This is a genomic window from Pseudomonas sp. P4_C4 (assembly GCF_056402055.1).
In genome coordinates this window covers 20,224-37,376 of record NZ_JBFUID010000058.1, presented here as the reverse complement: position 1 = coordinate 37,376, position 17,153 = coordinate 20,224, and the positions used below count along the sequence as shown (strand labels likewise).

At 59.2% G+C, this 17,153-nt stretch carries 17 protein-coding genes; 3 read left to right on the top strand and 14 right to left on the bottom strand.

Annotated features, from left to right (window positions below; genetic code table 11):
- Positions 1-19: 19 nt before the first annotated feature.
- From AC1DXW_RS24915 to rplM, 7 genes are all read right to left on the bottom strand, one after another.
- Positions 20-433 (bottom strand): ClpXP protease specificity-enhancing factor, encoded by a 414-nt coding sequence (locus AC1DXW_RS24915; protein WP_007998247.1) that lies wholly within the window; start codon positions 431-433, stop codon positions 20-22.
- A 16-nt stretch (positions 434-449) separates the two neighbouring features.
- A complete protein-coding gene (locus AC1DXW_RS24910; protein WP_060539471.1) occupies positions 450-1,067 on the bottom strand; it encodes a glutathione S-transferase N-terminal domain-containing protein in 618 nt (205 codons plus the stop codon).
- Between the two features lie 150 nt (positions 1,068-1,217).
- On the bottom strand, positions 1,218-2,000 hold the full coding sequence (locus AC1DXW_RS24905; RefSeq protein WP_477753046.1) for a cytochrome c1: 783 nt from the start codon (positions 1,998-2,000) through the stop codon (positions 1,218-1,220).
- Positions 2,000-3,211: a cytochrome b gene (locus AC1DXW_RS24900; protein WP_310053977.1), complete on the bottom strand. Its 1,212-nt coding sequence runs from the start codon at positions 3,209-3,211 to the stop codon at positions 2,000-2,002. The genes AC1DXW_RS24905 and AC1DXW_RS24900 overlap by 1 nt, the downstream gene beginning before the upstream one ends.
- Positions 3,211-3,804: a ubiquinol-cytochrome c reductase iron-sulfur subunit gene (gene petA, locus AC1DXW_RS24895; RefSeq protein WP_477760572.1), complete on the bottom strand. Its 594-nt coding sequence runs from the start codon at positions 3,802-3,804 to the stop codon at positions 3,211-3,213. Before petA ends, AC1DXW_RS24900 begins: the two co-directional genes overlap by 1 nt.
- Before the next feature lie 267 nt (positions 3,805-4,071).
- Entirely contained in the window at positions 4,072-4,464 is a 393-nt protein-coding gene (rpsI, locus tag AC1DXW_RS24890; RefSeq protein WP_003228056.1) for a 30S ribosomal protein S9, read from the bottom strand.
- 14 nt (positions 4,465-4,478) lie between these two features.
- Positions 4,479-4,907: a 50S ribosomal protein L13 gene (gene rplM, locus AC1DXW_RS24885; protein WP_007917032.1), complete on the bottom strand. Its 429-nt coding sequence runs from the start codon at positions 4,905-4,907 to the stop codon at positions 4,479-4,481.
- 245 nt (positions 4,908-5,152) lie between these two features.
- On the opposite strand from rplM, the gene AC1DXW_RS24880 reads away from it, so the two are divergent.
- Positions 5,153-6,193, top strand: coding sequence for an NADP(H)-dependent aldo-keto reductase (locus AC1DXW_RS24880; protein WP_477760571.1), 1,041 nt, complete (start codon positions 5,153-5,155; stop codon positions 6,191-6,193).
- Between the two features lie 103 nt (positions 6,194-6,296).
- Here the strand turns inward: AC1DXW_RS24880 and AC1DXW_RS24875 are convergent, their stop codons facing one another.
- Positions 6,297-7,433, bottom strand: coding sequence for an acyl-CoA dehydrogenase family protein (locus AC1DXW_RS24875; RefSeq protein WP_046041911.1), 1,137 nt, complete (start codon positions 7,431-7,433; stop codon positions 6,297-6,299).
- Between the two features lie 221 nt (positions 7,434-7,654).
- Between AC1DXW_RS24875 and AC1DXW_RS24870 the strand changes: the two genes are divergently transcribed.
- Complete coding sequence (locus AC1DXW_RS24870) at positions 7,655-8,575, top strand: GlxA family transcriptional regulator (protein WP_477753065.1); 921 nt, start codon at positions 7,655-7,657, stop codon at positions 8,573-8,575.
- A 133-nt stretch (positions 8,576-8,708) separates the two neighbouring features.
- Here AC1DXW_RS24870 and zapE read toward each other — a convergent pair whose 3' ends face one another.
- The 3 genes from zapE to AC1DXW_RS24855 form a co-directional block, all read right to left on the bottom strand.
- On the bottom strand, positions 8,709-9,803 hold the full coding sequence (gene zapE / locus AC1DXW_RS24865) for a cell division protein ZapE (protein ID WP_095943473.1): 1,095 nt from the start codon (positions 9,801-9,803) through the stop codon (positions 8,709-8,711).
- A gap of 90 nt (positions 9,804-9,893) precedes the next feature.
- Entirely contained in the window at positions 9,894-11,249 is a 1,356-nt protein-coding gene (locus AC1DXW_RS24860; protein ID WP_477753042.1) for a tryptophan--tRNA ligase, read from the bottom strand.
- 24 nt (positions 11,250-11,273) lie between these two features.
- Positions 11,274-11,903 (bottom strand): alpha/beta hydrolase, encoded by a 630-nt coding sequence (locus AC1DXW_RS24855; protein WP_477760570.1) that lies wholly within the window; start codon positions 11,901-11,903, stop codon positions 11,274-11,276.
- Between the two features lie 144 nt (positions 11,904-12,047).
- On the opposite strand from AC1DXW_RS24855, the gene AC1DXW_RS24850 reads away from it, so the two are divergent.
- Positions 12,048-12,482, top strand: coding sequence for a Z-ring associated ZapG family protein (locus AC1DXW_RS24850; protein ID WP_007989833.1), 435 nt, complete (start codon positions 12,048-12,050; stop codon positions 12,480-12,482).
- 260 nt (positions 12,483-12,742) lie between these two features.
- Here the strand turns inward: AC1DXW_RS24850 and AC1DXW_RS24845 are convergent, their stop codons facing one another.
- The 3 genes from AC1DXW_RS24845 to AC1DXW_RS24835 all read right to left on the bottom strand — a co-directional run bounded on the left by AC1DXW_RS24845 (position 12,743) and on the right by AC1DXW_RS24835 (position 17,053).
- Positions 12,743-13,483, bottom strand: a complete 741-nt coding sequence (locus AC1DXW_RS24845; RefSeq protein ID WP_477755992.1) for a YiaD family glycine zipper/OmpA-like lipoprotein — start codon at positions 13,481-13,483, stop codon at positions 12,743-12,745.
- A gap of 103 nt (positions 13,484-13,586) precedes the next feature.
- The gene (locus tag AC1DXW_RS24840; RefSeq protein ID WP_108215462.1) at positions 13,587-14,228 is read right to left on the bottom strand and encodes an MBL fold metallo-hydrolase; all 642 of its coding nucleotides are present in this window, start codon (positions 14,226-14,228) and stop codon (positions 13,587-13,589) included.
- Between the two features lie 86 nt (positions 14,229-14,314).
- Positions 14,315-17,053 carry a winged helix-turn-helix domain-containing protein gene (locus AC1DXW_RS24835; protein ID WP_477760569.1) on the bottom strand — a complete coding sequence of 913 codons (2,739 nt, stop codon included), beginning with the start codon at positions 17,051-17,053 and terminating at the stop codon, positions 14,315-14,317.
- Positions 17,054-17,153 lie beyond the last annotated feature (100 nt).

Here is a 17,153-nt window from a genome sequence, read left to right as displayed (position 1 = left end):
GTTCGGATCGCCTTTTTTATTACTTCACCACCTTCAAACTGGGTCGACCGCTTGGACGCGGCGGCTCGCTGTCGGGTGGTGGAAGATCGTCATCGGGCTCGATCTCGTCATCCTCGCCCATCGGCGATTCCAGATCGAACACCATGCCCTGGCCATTCTCCCGGGCGTAGATACCCAGGATCGAAGCAATTGGCACGTACAAGGTGTGCGGCACGCCACCAAAGCGCCCCTCGAAACTGACCGCCTCGTTGTCCATGTGCAGATGACGCACAGCCTGTGGCGACACATTCAGGACAATTTGTCCGTCACTGGCAAAACCCTGAGGCACCTGGACCGACGGATACTCGGAATTGACCAGCATGTGCGGGGTGCAATCGTTGTCCACAATCCACTCGTAGAGCGCGCGGACCAGATAAGGTCGACTGGAGTTCATAGCGGCTCCTTAAGCCTTAGCGCATATCGCGTTCGACACCAGACAGACTCGCCTGGAAAGCCTCACGCGCAAACGAGCGCTCCATGTAATCAAGCAGCGGCTTGGCAGGCCGCGGCAGTTCTATACCCAAAATCGGCAATCGCCAGAGTATTGGCAGTAGGCAGCAGTCCACCAGACTTTGTTCCTCACTGAGGAAAAACGGCTTGTCGGCAAACAGTGGCGACACACCCGTCAGGCTTTCGCGCAACTCTTTCCGAGCCACGGCACGGGCCGCCTCCTTGGTCCGCGAATCCAGAATCAGATCCACCAGGCCACACCAGTCACGCTGAATACGATGAATCAGCAGACGACTGTTGGCACGCGCCACAGGATAAACCGGCAGCAAGGGCGGGTGCGGGTAACGCTCATCCAGATATTCCATCACCACAGTCGACTCCCACAACGCCAGGTCGCGATCGACCAGGGTGGGCAAGCTGCCGTAAGGGTTCACCTCAATCAGTTTAGGTGGCTGACGCCCAGCTTCCACGTAAATGATCTCGGCGCTGACACCCTTCTCTGCCAGTACGATGCGCACTCGGTGGGAATAGTGGTCGGCGGGGTCGGAGTAACAGGCCAACCGATTGGTCACGCCCATGGCGATCCTCCTCGCTTGTAGAAATTATCGAACGCGGAAAAACGAGCGCGCCCAGAGGACGCCTCCCGTAACGACTGGATAACCAGGCTCGCTACATCTTCAGAGGCGCCCTTGGGCGCGCGCGATTAACAGCAATAGCTTGAAGCTTTATCAGTGCACGTCTTTCCAGTATTCGCGCTTGAGCAGGTAAGCGAAGACGAAGAAGAACGCCAGGTACAACAATACGTACGTACCGATGCGCTGATGTTGCAGCTTAACCGGGTTAGCCGAGTAAGCCAGGAAGGTTACCAGATTCTTGACCTTCTCATCGAACTGCTCTTCAGTCAGAGCACCGCTTTTCGGCACGATGGTCAGTTGATCGCACGCTTCATGAGTCAATGGCGTACCGGTCAGCGGATCAAATTGCTTTTTGCCGCCTTCGACGATCTGAACCTGTTTGCAACCAACCACCTGGCGACCTTGCAGGCCGGCCAGGACGTTTGGCATGCCCACGTTCGGGAAGACCTTGTTGTTCACACCCCATGGACGCGACGGATCTTCGTAGAACGACTTCAGGTAACCGTAGAGCCAGTCGGTACCGCGAACACGAGCAACCAGGGTCAGGTCCGGCGGAGCGGCGCCAAACCAGGCCTTGGCGTCCGCTGGCTGCATGCCGATGCTCATGTGGTCGCCGATCTTGGCGCCAGTGAACATCAGCTTCTCCAGCATCAACTCATGGGGAATGCCCAGGTCGTCGGCAACTCGCTCATAGCGTTGGAACTTGGCACTGTGGCAACCCATGCAGTAGTTGGCGAACGTACGTGCACCATCCTGCATGGCTGCTTTATCGGAAACGTCAACGTCGACTTTTTCCAGCTCGGGGCCACCGTGCTCAGCTGCGAAAGCGAACACTGGCAACGCAGCAAGCATCAATACAGCAAATAGTTTTTTCATCAGCCAGTCACCCTTTCCGGAACCGGTTTGGTCTTCTCGAGCCGGGTGTAGAACGGCATCAGAATGAAGTAGGCGAAGTACAGGAAGGTACATACCTGCGACAGCAACGTACGCTCAGGGGTTGGAGCCAATACGCCCAGCACACCCAGGATCACGAACGCGATGCAGAACACCCAGAGCCAGATCTTGCTCAGCCAGCCTTTGTAGCGCATCGACTTGACCGGACTGCGGTCGAGCCATGGCAGGACGAACAGCACAGCAATGGCCGCGCCCATGGCGATCACACCGAAGAGCTTGTCCGGAATCGCGCGCAAGATGGCGTAGAACGGGGTGAAGTACCAGACCGGAGCAATGTGCTCTGGGGTCTTGAAGGCGTTCGCCACTTCAAAGTTCGGCTTTTCGAGGAAGTAACCGCCCATTTCCGGGAAGAAGAACACGATCGAGCAGAAGATGAACAGGAACACCACCACACCGACGATATCTTTCACGGTGTAGTACGGGTGGAAGGCAATGCCATCCAGCGGTATGCCGTTTTCGTCCTTGTGTTTCTTGATGTCCACGCCGTCCGGGTTGTTCGAACCGACTTCGTGCAACGCCAGGATGTGCAGCACCACCAGACCCAGGATAACGATCGGCAGGGCAACCACGTGCAAGGCGAAGAAGCGGTTCAGGGTAATACCGGAAATCAGGTAGTCACCACGAATCCACTGGGTCAGGTCGTTACCGATGACCGGGATCGCACCGAACAGCGAGATGATCACCTGGGCACCCCAGTAGGACATCTGCCCCCACGGCAGCAGGTAACCCATGAAGGCTTCGGCCATCAGCGCCAGATAGATCAGCATGCCGAAGACCCACACCAGCTCACGCGGTTTCTGGTACGAACCGTAGAGCAGGCCACGGAACATGTGCAGATAGACCACGATAAAGAACGCAGAGGCGCCGGTGGAGTGCAGCAGACGCAGGATCGAGCCGTACTCGACGTCGCGCATGATGTATTCGACGGAGGCAAACGCCTCTTCCGCCGACGGGTTATAGCTCATGGTCAGCCAGACGCCGGTAACGATCTGATTGACCAGAACGAGCAGCGCCAGGGAGCCAAAGAAATAGAAGAAGTTGAAGTTCTTCGGAGCGTAATACTTGCTGAGATGGTCTTCCCACATCTTGGTTGCGGGAAAGCGTGCATCAACCCAATCCATGAATTTGCTCATCACGCCTTCTCCGTATCGACGCCAATGACAATGATGTCGTCGGTCTCATAGGAATGCGGGGGAACTGGCAGGTTCAAAGGCGCAGGTTGCGACTTGTAGACGCGACCAGCCAGATCGTAGTGGGAACCGTGGCAAGGGCAGAAATAACCGCCTACCCAGTCTTTCCCCAGATCCGCAGGTGCCACTTCGGGACGGAAGGTCGGCGAGCAACCCAGGTGCGTGCAGATACCGATCAGCAGCAGAACCTCAGGTTTGATCGAACGGGTTTCCGGATCAACGTAAGTCGGTTGTGTCGAGTTCTTGGAGGTCGGGTCAACAAGCTGACCCTCGATCTTCTTCAGATTCCCCAGGATTTCCGGCGTACGGCGGACGATGAACACCGGCTGGCCGCGCCACTCAGCAATCATCTGCTGGCCTGGCTCGACTTTGCTGACATTCACTTTCACCGGTGCACCTGCGGCTTTCGCCTTGGCACTGGGAAACCATGACCCCACGAACGGGACCGCAGCCCCCACCGCTCCTGCAGCACCCACCACGGATGTGGCTGCTACCAAGAAGCGACGCCGGCCTGCATTCACGCCGTCATTGCTCATTCAGTCCTCTCCATCAGCTTTGTGGCCTGTTAAATCAGGCGTCTACTAAGTAAATCTATGTACTTATAAAAATTTTGCCGAATGGTAATGAAAAGCCCCAATTCTGACAAGGTAATTACCGGAGCCCATCATCCCCAAGCCTTGTAGTATAGGGCGCCTGCGGATGTGGCAAGTTGTCACAGCGCAATTCTTTGATAAATCGCAGACACAAAAAAACGCCCAGCTCCGTGAGGAAACTGGGCGTTCTTTTTTGAACGTGAAAGCGAATTAACGCTTCGAGTACTGCGGACGCTTACGCGCTTTACGCAGACCGACTTTCTTACGTTCAACTTCACGAGCATCGCGGGTTACGAAGCCGGCTTTACGCAGGGCGCTGCGCAGAGTCTCGTCGTAGTCCATCAGAGCGCGAGTGATGCCGTGGCGGATTGCGCCAGCTTGACCACTTACACCACCGCCGATCACGGTGACGTAGATGTCGAACTTCTCGACAGTCTCAGTCAATTCCAGCGGCTGACGAACTACCATGCGGGCAGTTTCGCGGCCGAAGAAATTATCCAGCGAACGGTTGTTGATGGAGATGTTACCAGTACCCGGACGCAGGAAAACGCGTGCGGTTGCGGTCTTGCGACGGCCAGTGCCGTAATTTTGAGTCGCCGACATAATGTACTATTCCGTTAAAACTTCAGTTCTTGGGGCTGCTGAGCAGTATGTGGGTGTGCAGCGCCCGCATAGACTTTCAGCTTACGGTACATGTCGCGACCCAGCGGGTTCTTAGGCAGCATGCCTTTGACCGCGGTCTCGATCACGCGCTCAGGGGCCTTGGCGATCAGCTTTTCAAAGTTGATCGACTTGATGCCGCCCGGGAAACCGGAGTGGGAGTAGTACATTTTGTCAGTGGTTTTAGCACCGGTAACACGGATCTGCTCAGCGTTGATTACGACGATGTAGTCGCCGGTGTCAACGTGAGGAGTGTACTCAGGCTTGTGCTTGCCACGCAGACGGCTCGCGATTTCGGTGGCCAGACGACCCAGGGTCTGACCAGCAGCGTCGACGACAAACCAGTCGCGCTTTACTGTTTCCGGTTTAGCAGTAAAAGTTTTCATTCTTTATAGCCTCAGGGGCCGCCCTGTAAATTAGACGGCGGATCTTACTGAATAGTGCGTACTTTGACAAGTCAAAGGCAGCCGGATACAGACGCTTTCGGGGGCTCGGGTCGGCGCGTCCGTTCAACGGCAAGATTCTTCGGCGGCGGCGCATCACTTCCACTGCAGAAAGAGGTGCGCAATTATGCAGATTGCGAAAAATAATTCAACCTGCTTTTATGATTGTTTTGCCCAAGGAGCACCCGATGGACTATCGCCAGCTAGGCCGAACCAATCTGAACGTGAGTGCCCTCTGCCTCGGAACCATGACCTGGGGCGAGCAAAACAGCGAGGCAGACGCCTTCGCCCAGATCGAGCGGGCCAAGAGCGCCGGAATCAACTTCATCGACACCGCCGAGATGTACCCGGTGCCACCCAAGGCTGAAACCTACGCCACCACCGAACGCTACATCGGCAATTACTTCAAGAGCCGCGGCGACCGCGCCGACTGGATCCTGGCCAGCAAGATCGCCGGCCCCGGCAACACTATCGACTACATCCGCGATAAAAACCTGCGCCACAATCGCCAACACATTACTGAGGCGGTTGATGCCAGCCTCAAGCGCCTGCAAACCGACTACATCGACCTGTACCAGTTGCACTGGCCGGAGCGCAGCACCAACTTCTTCGGTCAACTCGGCTACAAGCACAAGATCGAGGCCAACCTGACCCCGCTGGAGGACACCCTCGAAGCGCTGGACGAACAGGTCCGCGCCGGCAAGATTCGCCACATCGGCCTGTCCAACGAGACGCCATGGGGCACCATGCGCTTTCTGGCCCTGGCCGAAGCCCGAGGCTGGCCGCGTGCCGTGTCGATCCAGAACCCGTTCAACCTGCTCAACCGCTGCTTTGAAGTCGGCCTGGCGGAAATCGCCATCCGCGAGCAGTGCGGCCTGCTCGCCTATTCGCCGCTGGCGTTCGGCTTCCTTTCAGGCAAGTACGAAGGTGGCGCCCGCCCGCCAAAAGGTCGCCTGAGCCTCTACAGCCGCTTCAGCCGCTATTTCAACGCGCAGTCGCAAGCAGCCTGCAGCCGTTACGTGGCGCTGGCTCGCGAGCACGGCCTGGACCCGGCGCAAATGGCCCTGGCATTCGTGACGCAGCAGCCGTTCGTGACCAGCAACATCATCGGCGCGACCACGATGGAGCAACTGGAGAGCAACATCGCCAGTTTTGATCTGAAATTGTCGGAGGAGGTAATGGAAGGGATTGAGGCGATTCACAAGGATCACCCGAATCCTGCTCCATAACCCCCACCTGTAGGAGCGAGCCTGCTCGCGAAAAACCTGAGCACACCGTTGGGTGTCAGGTTTTCAACGTTATCGTTGACGACCATCGCGAGCAAGCTCGCTCCTACAATGACCTGGCGATGATCTCCTTCATGATCTCGTTCGTCCCGGCATAGATCCGCTGCACCCGCGCATCCGCCCATGCCCGCGCGATCGGGTACTCCCACATGAACCCGTAACCACCGTGCAACTGCACACACTCGTCGAGCACCTTGCATTGCAGGTCGGTGCCCCAGTACTTGGCCATCGCTGCCGTTGGCACGTCGAGCTTGCCTTGCAGGTGCAGTTCCAGGCAGCGGTCGACGAAGACCCGGCCGATCTGGATTTCCGTGGCCATTTCCGCCAGTTTGAACCGGGTATTCTGGAAATCCGCGATCGACTTGCCGAACGCCTTGCGCTCGCGGGTGTAGTCCAGCGTCCATTGCAGCGCCGCTTCAGCTGAAGCCAGCCCGCCAATGGCCACCGTCAGGCGCTCTTGGGGCAATTCCTGCATCAGGTAGGCAAAGCCCATCCCGGCCTGGCCCAGCAGGTTTTCCTTGGGTACACGTACGTCCTGGAAGAACAGCTCCGAGGTGTCCTGGGCTTTCATCCCGACCTTTTCCAGGCGCTTGCCCTTGTCGAAGCCTGGCGTATTGGCTTCCACCAGAAACAAACTGGTGCCCTTCGCGCCGGCCTTCGGATCGGTCTTGGCGACGACGATCACCAGATCGGCCAGGTAGCCGTTGGTGATAAAAGTCTTGGAGCCGTTGATCACATACTCATCGCCATCGAGCACGGCCGTGGTTTTCACCCCTTGCAGATCGGAACCGGCGCCCGGTTCAGTCATGGCGATCGCGGTAACCATCTCGCCGGACACCAGCTTCGGCAGGTATTTGTGCTTCAGCGCTTCACTGCCGTAATGCAGGATGTACGGCGCCACGATGTCCGAATGCAGGGAAAAACCGATGCCGGTCAGGCCAAGTCGCCCCACTTCTTCGATCACCACCGCACTGTAGAGAAAGTCCGCCCCCAGACCGCCGTACTCCTCCGGCAAGTGTGAGCACAGCATCCCCGCCTCCCCTGCCTTGTTCCACAGTTTGCGGTCGATATAGCCCTGTTTTTCCCATTGCCCATGGAACGGCACCGCCTCTTTTTCGAGGAACGTTCGCACACTGTCGCGGAAAAGCTCGTGCTCGGAACTGAACAGGGTTCTGGGGATCATGCGACACCTTTTCTTTGTTATTAGAAGGAATTGACCGTCAGAGCCTAAGCCTCGCTTCCGATACAGGACACTGGACACATCCGACAAAAAATAAGACGATCCAGCCGTCTGGTGACCACTTCCCCCTATAAAAATAAAGTTGAATTATGTCTAACCAAGCCTCCACGCCCCTGCGGCGCGTCAGCATCCTGGCCATTGACCGGGTTTTCGCTTCCACCCTCATGCAAGCCAAGGATTTCTTCCACCTCGCCAGCCTGCGCTACGGCAAACAGCTGGGCCATGGCCTGACACCGGCGTTCGAAACCCGCCTGGTCAGCCCCGATGGCAAACCGGTCAACACCTTCAGCGATGTGCTGATTCCAGTGGATGGCGGGCTGGAAAACGCCGACATCATCGTTCTTCCCGCGTTCTGGGACGATTTCGACAGTCTCTGCAAACGTTACCCGCAAGTCCTGCCCTGGTTGCGCCAGCAACATGCGCGCGGTGCCGTACTGTGCGGCGAGGCCACCGGTGTTTTCTGGCTGGCCGAAGCCGGGCTGCTCAATGGCAAGGAAGCGACCACCTACTGGCGCTTCTTCAATGCCTTCGCCGAACGCTTCCCCCAGGTCCAGCTCAATCAGGACAAGCACCTGACCGACGCCGATAACCTGTACTGCGCTGGCGGCACCACCTCGGCGTGCGATTTGTACATCTACCTGATCGAGCGCTTCTGCGGCGCCAATGTGTCCCAGGCCGTAGCGCGGGACATTCTGTATGAGGTGCAACGCAGCTACGCGCCTGGACGCATCGGGTTTGGTGGCCAGAAGCTGCACCAGGACGTGATCATCCTGCAGATCCAGCACTGGCTCGAAGAACACTTCGCCGACAAGTTCCGCTTCGAAGACGTCGCCCGCGAACACGGCATGAGCATCCGCAACTTCATGCGCCGCTTCCAGACCGCCACCGGCGACAAGCCACTGCATTACCTGCAACGCCTGCGCATCGAAACCGCCAAGGGCTTGCTGTCCGGCAGCCGCAAGAGCATCAAGACCATCAGTTACGAAGTCGGCTACGACGATGCGAGCTTCTTTGCGCGGCTGTTCCGCCAACACACGGAGTTGTCGCCGAACCAGTATCGGCAGCAGTTTCAGCAGGCAGCTTAAAAGATCGCAGGCTTCGCCAGCTCCTACAGAATGGTGTGTACCTGTAGGAGCTGGCGAAGCCTGCGATCTTTTGATCTTCGGCGTACAAAAAAGGCCTGCAATCGCAGGCCTCCTTTTTATTTTCCAAACTGTCCTACGGCTTGTGCGCCCGGGCCAGGAATTCGTGGGACTGCATTTCCAGCAGACGACTCAAGGTTCGCTGGAATTCGAAATTCAAGCGACCGCCGGTGTACAGATCCTTAAGCTCGACCTCGGCAGAAATGATCAGCTTCACGTTGCGGTCGTAGAACTCGTCGACCATGTTGATGAAGCGTCGGGCGATGTCGTCGGTGGTGACGCTCATCTGCTCGACATCGCTGAGCAACACGGCGTGGAAGATCTTGCCCAGCTCGATGTAGTCGTTCTGGCTGCGTGGGCCGTCGCATAGTTCGCGGAAGTTGAACCAGGCCACGTCATCGCAGGTGCGCAGGGCACGGATTTCACGGTTCTCGATCATCAGCACGTCATTTTCGACCGCCGCCGTGCATTCCGGTGTCAGCGCACGGAAGCTCTTGCGCAGGCTTTCGTTGGCAGCTTCGTCGAGTGGATAGTGGAACAGCTCGGCTTGTTCGAGGTGACGCAGACGATAGTCGACGCCGCTGTCGACGTTGACGATCTCGGTGTTCTGCTTGATCAGCGCAATGGCCGGCAGGAAGCGCGCGCGCTGCAGGCCGTCCTTGTACAGGCCGTCCGGCACGATGTTCGAGGTGGCGACCAGGGTCACACCGTTCTTGAACAGTTCTTCCATCAGCGTGCCGAGGATCATGGCGTCGGTGATGTCGGAGACGAAGAATTCATCGAAGCAGATGACCCGGGCTTCGGTGGCGAAGCGCTTGGCAATGATGGTCAGCGGGTTTTTCTCGCCGCCCAGGGTCTTCATCTCTTCGTGCACGCGCTTCATGAAGCGGTGGAAGTGCGTACGGGTCTTTTCCTTGAAGGGCAACGCTTCGAAGAAGGTGTCCACCAGGTAAGTCTTGCCGCGACCTACGCCGCCCCAGAAATACAGGCCCTTGACCGGGGTCTGATCCTTCTTGCCAAACAACTTGCCCAGCAGGCCCGGCTTGTTTTGCTCGGCCGCGACCAGATCGTCGTACAGGCGCTGCAAATGACGCACGGCGGTTTCCTGCGCGGCGTCATGGAAGAATTCCGGGCGTTTCAGATCAGCTTGATATCGTTCTAGGGGCGTCATAATTCGTTAGCAAGGCAACAAAAACGGGCCGACACTGTAGCGACGGCCCGCAGGAATGGCAATCGGCCCTTGGTCGGGCCGAGCCGTTGATTATTCCTGAATCGGCGTCAGGGCAATGCGCAAGGCCTCGATAGCCGCGTCGCGTGCGGCGCTGTCGGCGAAGGTCGGGCTGTCGGCAACGCATTGACCTTCGAGCCAGACGCTGAAGCCCAGATCTTCACTGCGCACGTCCAGATCCTGGCCCGCTTGCAGTTGCTTGGTCACCTGCCCCGCGGTTTTACCGTCGGCGAAGTTGCGCGACAGCAGCAGTTGTTCGCCATCGGCCGCCAGCAGACGGAAGCGGAAACTGCCGTCGTCTTCACGGAAGCTGACAAACCGCGCAGCCTTCACGACTTTCTTCTTGGTGGTCGCAGCCACTTGAGTCTGGGCAACGAAGGAGCGCAGGCCTACCGCTTCACGCAGTTCGTTGAGGAAGGGTGTCGCCACCGCGCGGGCCTTTTTCGCGCCGTGTTGCAGGATGTCTTCCAGATCCGCCGGGCGCTCGATCAACAGGTTATAACGCTCGCGGGACTCGCCCAATTCGTTGTCCAGTAGCTGGAACAGACGACTCTTCGCCTCGCCCCAACCCAGACCCTGCAACAGTTCGCTGCGGAACTCGTCGGACTGCGCCGGGGTGGCGAACGCCTGGAACAAGGTGAACAGGTGTGAATTGTCCGGATCCTTGGCTTCGCCCGGCGCGCGGGAGTCGGTGACGATCCGTGAAATCGCATCCTTCATTTCTTTGGCGCTGCTGAACAGCGGAATGGTGTTGTCGTAGCTCTTCGACATCTTGCGGCCATCCAGGCCCGGCAAGGTGGCGACGCTCTCTTCGATCAACGCCTCGGGCATGGTGAAGAACTCTTTGCCCTGGCCAAAAAGATGGTTGAAGCGCTGACCGATGTCCCGCGCCATTTCCACGTGCTGGATCTGGTCACGACCGACCGGCACCTTGTGCGCATTGAACATCAGGATGTCCGCGGCCATCAGCACCGGGTAGCTGTACAGGCCCATGGTGATGCCGGCGTCCGGGTCTTCACCGGTCTCGACGTTCTTGTCCACCGAAGCCTTGTAGGCGTGGGCGCGATTGAGCAGGCCCTTGGCGGCAACGCAGGTCAGCAGCCAGGTCAGTTCGGGGATTTCCGGGATGTCGGACTGGCGGTAGAAGGTCACGCGATCGACATCCAGGCCACCGGCCAGCCAGGTCGCGGCGATTTCCAGACGCGAGCGCTGGATGCGCAGCGGGTCATCGCACTTGATCAGGGCGTGGTAGTCGGCCAGGAAGTAGAACGAATCGGCATTGCTGTCACGGCTGGCGACGATCGCCGGGCGGATGGCGCCAGCGTAGTTGCCCAGGTGCGGCGTGCCGGTGGTGGTGATGCCGGTGAGGATACGGGTACGAGTCGTCATGGGTAATCGCTTGTCAGACTGCAATCAATTCGAGAGACGCGGCAGGATCAGATCCTTGAGATCGGTCAGCTTGCCATGAAAAAAGTGTCCGCATTCTGCCACTTTCAGCAGCTCATGGGGGCGTTCGAGCTTGTCGGACCATTCGTAAACCAGCTGCGGATCGATCACTTCATCGGTTTCCGGCTGGATCAGGGTCAGTTCGCCCTGCTGTGGCAGTGGGTCCTGAGCGCCGAGACGCATGACTGCCGGCGCGACCATGAACAGGTGCTCGACCTGCTCACCCTTGGCCTCAAGGCGTCCGCCGAGACTCGCGGCAACAAAACCGCCGAAGGAGAAACCGAACAGGGTCAGCGGCAATTGCGGGTGTCTGGCGCGAAACCATTCGGCGACAGCCTGGGCATCATCGACTTCACCGGTGCCCATGTCGTGGGAGCCTTCGCTGGCGCCGACGCCACGGTAGTTGAAGCGCAGGGTGATCAAGCCTGCATCGCGCGCAGTGCGCTGCAGGGTCGAGACCACTTTGTTGAGCATGGTGCCGCCCTGCACCGGATTCGGATGGCAGATCAGTGCCAGGCCGCGAGGCTGCTCATTATCCAGATAAAGAGCTTCCAGTTGGCCAACAGGGCCATCAATCACTACAGGGGTTTCACGCATAAGCAAGGAAGGAACTCCGTGACCTCGAATCGGGTCGACTCGTCTAGCAAATTGTCTGTGGCTGTCTATTGCGAGTGAATCGCGGTATACAGCGCAGGTTCGAGCCGTTAACGTAAAGCAAAGCCGTTTATAGAGGAAGGACTCGTGGAACACTCGCTCTTAGTTTGGTTGTTACCGACTCTTGCCCTGGTTGTGGGTGTCGCCATTGGGTTCCTGATCGCCCGCGTTGCACCGAACGCCGCGCCGAGCCGCACGCAGCGTCAGCTGGACGATATTCAGGAACGTTTCGACAGTTATCAGAACGAGGTGGTGACCCACTTCAACAGCACCGCGACACTGGTCAAGAAACTGACTCAGAGCTATCAGGAAGTGCAGGACCATCTCGCCGAGGGCGCCAACCGCCTGGCCCTGGACGAACAGACTCGCCAACGCCTGCTGGCCTCCCTGCACGCCGATGCAGCTCAGGCTCCACGGGAGCGCCTGACGCCGCCACGCAATCAGGAACCGCCTCGCGACTACGCACCGAAAGCCCCGAACGCGCCGGGCATGCTCGATGAGCATTACGGCCTGAAGAAGTAAGCAGGCCCGCACGCAAAAGCCCCCGGACAGGTAATTGTCCGGGGGCTTTTTTGTTTCTGATCCTGTATCTCTGCTGCCCACACTGGCCTCTTCGCGGGCAAGCCCGCTCCCACAGTTTCCGAGGTCGACCCAGAACCCTGTGGGAGCGAGCTTGCTCCAGGCGGCGTTCCGACGATGGGGCCGGAACTGACGACAAAAAAAACCGCCCGATCTGTAGAGGATCGGGCGGGCCTTTTTACGCCTGGGGTTCAATCAGACGATCAAGGGTACTGCTGAACCTGACCTTGTTGCTGGGCACCATACTGCTGGCCCGGAATCGCCTTGAGGTTAACCTCGACACGGCGGTTCTGCGCACGGCCATTGACGTCAGCGTTGCTGGCAACCGGGCCATCCGGGCCGGCACCGCGAGCGCTCAGGTTGGCACCGCTGACACCTTGCGAGGTCAGGTAGGTTGCCACGCTCTGGGCACGACGTTGGGACAGGTCCATGTTGTGCTGGCGACTGCCGGTGCTGTCGGTATAGCCGACGATCTCGATCTGGTTCTGGTTGAACTCTTTCAGCGAGCCCGCCAGGTTGTTCAGCGGCTGATAGAAACCTGGGGCAATATTCGCCGAATCGGTAGCGAACGTGATGTTGCCCGGCATGATCAGCTTGATCTGGTCGCCCTGGCGCTGCACTTCAACACCGGTGTTGGCCATGCTGGCGCGCAGCTTTTTCTCTTGTTGATCGGCGTAGTAGCCGTAGCCGGCGGCAGAAGCACCGACCACCGCAGCACCGATCAGTGCACCCTTGCCACGGTTATCGTGGTTGATCGCAGCACCGGCCAGCGCACCGGCCAGAGCGCCGAGGCCACCGTATTTCGCGGTCTTGCTCATGCCTTCGGAGCCGCTATCCGCCTGGCCCTGGGCCTGGCCTTGACCACCGTAAGGGTTAGGCGAGGCGCAACCGGACAAAACGGCCACAGCCGTAGCGACAATAATCAAACGACGCGTGGTGAACATGTAAAGCTCCTACTTTTTTGCATTCTGTGGTGCAACGGGCCAAGGCATCAGCCTTTGCGGGCGTTGGATCATGTTAATGGGTAAAAATTCCGAATGTTACAAATCAGCCCCGAACAAAGGGGTTCTCGCGCATTTCGTCGCCCAGACGGGTATCCGGACCATGCCCGGTCACCACCGTCGCCTCTTCGTCGAGGGTGTACAAACGCTGCTTTATCGAACGCACGATGGTGGCCTGGTCGCCCCCCCACAAATCCGTGCGCCCGACGCCGCGACGAAACAGCGTATCACCGGCAATCAGCAACTTGGCCTCGGAAAACCAGAAGCTCATGGAGCCTGGCGTATGACCCGGCGTGTGCAGCGCCACGCCACATCCGCAGGCCAGTTCTTCATCATCGGCCAGCCAGCGATCCGGGGACGGCACCGGGGTATAAGGAACGCCGAACATCTGGCACTGCATTTCCAGGTTGTCCCACAGAAACTGGTCTTCCTTGTGCAGATGCAGCGTCGCGCCGGTTTTCTCCTTGAGTTGACCGGAAGCCAGGAAATGATCGAGGTGCGCATGGGTGTGAATGATGCTGACCACTTTCAGCCCCAGGGCATCGAGACGCGCCAGGATCAGTTCATGATTGCCACCCGGATCGACGACGATGGCCTTTTTCGTCACCGGATCGCCGATGATCGTGCAGTTGCACTGCAAAGGACCGACGGGGAAGGTTTCGCGGATGAGGGTGGGTTGCTGGGACATCGGGGCCTGCTCGATAAACGGGGACGAGCGATTTTCGCACAATTGAGTATCCAGCCAATGGCCGCGATGTGTAACGTGAAAAATCCTTAACCCAGCACCCCCAATTCCTTGGCCCGCGCCACGGCCTGCGTGCGCCGCTCGACCCCGAGTTTGCTGTTGATGTGGCTGGCGTGGGTCTTGACCGTGTGTAAGGAAATAAACAGCTGATCGCTGATTTCCTGGTTCGAACAGCCCTGGGCGATCAATCGCAGGACCGCCAATTCCCGCGTGCTGAGCTGCTCCGCAGCCGCGCAGGATTCCGGTCCGGGGCGGGCAGTCAATGCCGGCAGCTTTTCACTGAGGCTCAGGGAAACAGGGGTTGGCGGACACTGTTGAAGCTGCCCGCGCAACCAGTCCGGATGCTCGGCCAGCAGGCCCTCAAAGGGTTGCAGCGCCCCTCCGCCAGCAGCATCCAGCGCCTGAGCCAGTGCCTTGCGGGCTTCCGGCTCCCTTCCGCTGCCCAGCAATAACGCCACTTTCTGGGTCAACGCCATGGCACTGAGCATCTGCCGGCCGCTTTGCTGGCCATGTTCGAGCAGCGCATTCAAACGCCCTTCGGCCAGCATCGGTTGGCCCTGGATGACGTCGAGCAAGGCTTGTTGCAATTCGATATGCAGCGGCAATTGCGGGTGGAATTCCGGTGGTGCCGCCCCGTTTTCGCCGTTATAGGTCTGCCCCAGGCGCGACAGCCAGGCTTCGGCCAGATCGGTGCGCCCCTGGACCAGCCAGAGTTCACATTTGACCAGGGTGATCATGGCCAGGTAGTAGATGGGTGGCACGTCCCAGATGTGCATGAGCCGTTCAGCTTCAGCAAGTTCGGCAAAGGCTTTGGCGAACTCGCCGCTGCTGCCTTCCAGCCTGGCAATCACACAATGGCCGATCAGCACGCTGATGTCACGACAGGCGCGCGCCTCGCTCAAACCGGCCTGCAATCGCAGCCGCGCCGCCTGCGGCTGCATGCGCAGGGCCAGCAGAAAGCCTTCATACAAGGTCAGCCGGGCTCGAACTGCATACAGCCGCTGCGCAGACAAGCTCTGCAGGCGTTGCATCCCCTGACGGACCTCCTCCAGCGCCCGACAGATTTCTCCGCGCGCTTGCAGAACCCGGGCGCGGTCGTAGTGCGCCAGCGCTTCGAACAACGGGTTGCCGACCCGTTGCGCCAGCTCCAGCGATTCGCGGTTCAGCCCCCGCGCCCGCCACAAATCACCGTCGGCAATGGCCAGGTTGGACAGGGTCGAGAGGCACATCAGGCGCTGGCCGTAACGCTTGGACGGAAGACTGTCCAACGCTTCGCGGCAGTACTGCAGCGTCAGTTCGCGGTTGCCGCGCCCACGGGCAATGATGCCGCTCAACGCCAGCCATTGAGCGAGCATGGACTTCTGGGCGGTGGCCGACGGCGCAGGCAGGAAACGGCTCAAATGGCTGGCCAGTTCCTCGGCGGCATCCAGCTGGCAAGCCATCCCCAGCGCCCAGCTATAGAGCACAATCAGTCGCGGCGTGCTGATCAGCAAGCTGTCAGGCAAGTCCATTTTCCAGCGCAGCAACATGCCGACGTTCTGCTCGGCCAGCAGTTGCTCTTCGGAGAGGTTCTGCACCAGGTTCGCCGCGACGTCCAGGTGACCGGCACGCAAGGCCTGCTCCACGGCCTCATCGAGCAATCCCTGGGCATTGAACCAGCGGCAGGCACGCAAGTGCAGGCTGGCGGCCGGCACCATCGACTGGGAAGCAGGCCGTGTGCGCAACAGATCGGAAAACAGGTGGTGGTAACGATACCAATGGCCATGCTCGTCCAGTGGCACCAGGAACACCTGGTGGGCAAGCAGGAAGCGCAGGATCTCCCCGCTGTCATGGGCGTCGCGAACGGCGTCGCACAGTTCGCTGCAAAATCGTTCCTGGGGTGCCGTGTCGTAGAGGAACGACTGGACCTCGGCAGGCAGGCAATCGATGACTTCTTCGAGCAGATAATCGCGGATCAGCCCTTCCCCACCGTGCAACGATTGCGGCAGCGCGCCATCGGTGCCTGCCTCGGAGGCGGCCAGCAGCCAGAAGCGCAACCCCGCGACCCAGCCTTCGCTGCGCTGGATCAGGTTTTCCAGCGCTTCGCCACGCAAGGAACTGCTGTGGCGATCAAGCAGGCTCAAGGCTTCGTCGTGGGTCAGGCGCAGATCCTGTTCATGCAACTCAAGTAGTTGCCGTGACAGCCGCAGCCGCGCCAGATGCCAGTCGGGACGTTGGCGACTGGTGACCATCACCAGCAAGCCATCGGGAAGATGATTGAGGAAAAACTGCAGGCAGCGGTCCAGCACCGGCCCTTGGGCCAGATGGTAATCATCCAGCACCAGCAGTAATGGCGTCGCTGTAGACAGGTGCACGGCCAGTTCGTCAAGCAGGCCGTCCAGCCACTCTTCGAACGCGAACGGCTGATGGCGCTGGCGCATTTTCAACAGCCCGAGGGATTGCCTGCCCAGATGCGGGAAATAGTCCTGAAGACCTTCCAGCAGGCGCTCGAGAAAACGCCCCGGGTCACTGTCGCGCGGGCTCAACCCCAGCCAGAGACTTTGCCAATGCGCCGGCAACCCCTGACAAAACTCCACCGCCAACGAACTCTTGCCGAACCCTGCCGGTGCGCTGACCAGCAATAACCTGCCGCCGAGCCCGGCACTCAGTCGTTCGCACAAACGTGGACGCAGCACATGGCCGTCGGGCAACGGCGGGCGGAAGAAGCGCCCGTCGAGTGTCGCGACGGCGATGTTTGCAGAACCTGGGGATGTAGACAAATCAGTCATAGCCGGCTCTTGTTTGAATTGCGGGTGGCGGCGTTGCAGATGTCCGCAGACTAGCCGTAAACGGATAGGGAATGAAGGTAGTTGCTACAAATGGCTACAA

Coding starts and splice junctions, on each gene's coding strand:
- AC1DXW_RS24905 (WP_477753046.1), bottom strand. CDS start 2,000: ATGAAAAAACTATTTGCTGTATTGATGCTTGCTGCGTTGCCAGTGTTC.
- AC1DXW_RS24880 (WP_477760571.1), top strand. CDS start 5,153: ATGGACTATCGCCAGCTAGGCCGAACCAATCTGAACGTGAGTGCCCTC.
- AC1DXW_RS24910 (WP_060539471.1), bottom strand. CDS start 1,067: ATGGGCGTGACCAATCGGTTGGCCTGTTACTCCGACCCCGCCGACCAC.
- rplM (WP_007917032.1), bottom strand. CDS start 4,907: ATGAAAACTTTTACTGCTAAACCGGAAACAGTAAAGCGCGACTGGTTT.
- petA (WP_477760572.1), bottom strand. CDS start 3,804: ATGAGCAATGACGGCGTGAATGCAGGCCGGCGTCGCTTCTTGGTAGCA.
- AC1DXW_RS24870 (WP_477753065.1), top strand. CDS start 7,655: ATGCAAGCCAAGGATTTCTTCCACCTCGCCAGCCTGCGCTACGGCAAA.
- AC1DXW_RS24840 (WP_108215462.1), bottom strand. CDS start 14,228: ATGTCCCAGCAACCCACCCTCATCCGCGAAACCTTCCCCGTCGGTCCT.
- AC1DXW_RS24835 (WP_477760569.1), bottom strand. CDS start 17,053: ATGACTGATTTGTCTACATCCCCAGGTTCTGCAAACATCGCCGTCGCG.
- AC1DXW_RS24845 (WP_477755992.1), bottom strand. CDS start 13,483: ATGTTCACCACGCGTCGTTTGATTATTGTCGCTACGGCTGTGGCCGTT.
- zapE (WP_095943473.1), bottom strand. CDS start 9,803: ATGACGCCCCTAGAACGATATCAAGCTGATCTGAAACGCCCGGAATTC.
- AC1DXW_RS24915 (WP_007998247.1), bottom strand. CDS start 433: ATGAACTCCAGTCGACCTTATCTGGTCCGCGCGCTCTACGAGTGGATT.
- AC1DXW_RS24855 (WP_477760570.1), bottom strand. CDS start 11,903: ATGCGTGAAACCCCTGTAGTGATTGATGGCCCTGTTGGCCAACTGGAA.
- rpsI (WP_003228056.1), bottom strand. CDS start 4,464: ATGTCGGCGACTCAAAATTACGGCACTGGCCGTCGCAAGACCGCAACC.
- AC1DXW_RS24900 (WP_310053977.1), bottom strand. CDS start 3,211: ATGAGCAAATTCATGGATTGGGTTGATGCACGCTTTCCCGCAACCAAG.
- AC1DXW_RS24875 (WP_046041911.1), bottom strand. CDS start 7,433: ATGATCCCCAGAACCCTGTTCAGTTCCGAGCACGAGCTTTTCCGCGAC.
- AC1DXW_RS24860 (WP_477753042.1), bottom strand. CDS start 11,249: ATGACGACTCGTACCCGTATCCTCACCGGCATCACCACCACCGGCACG.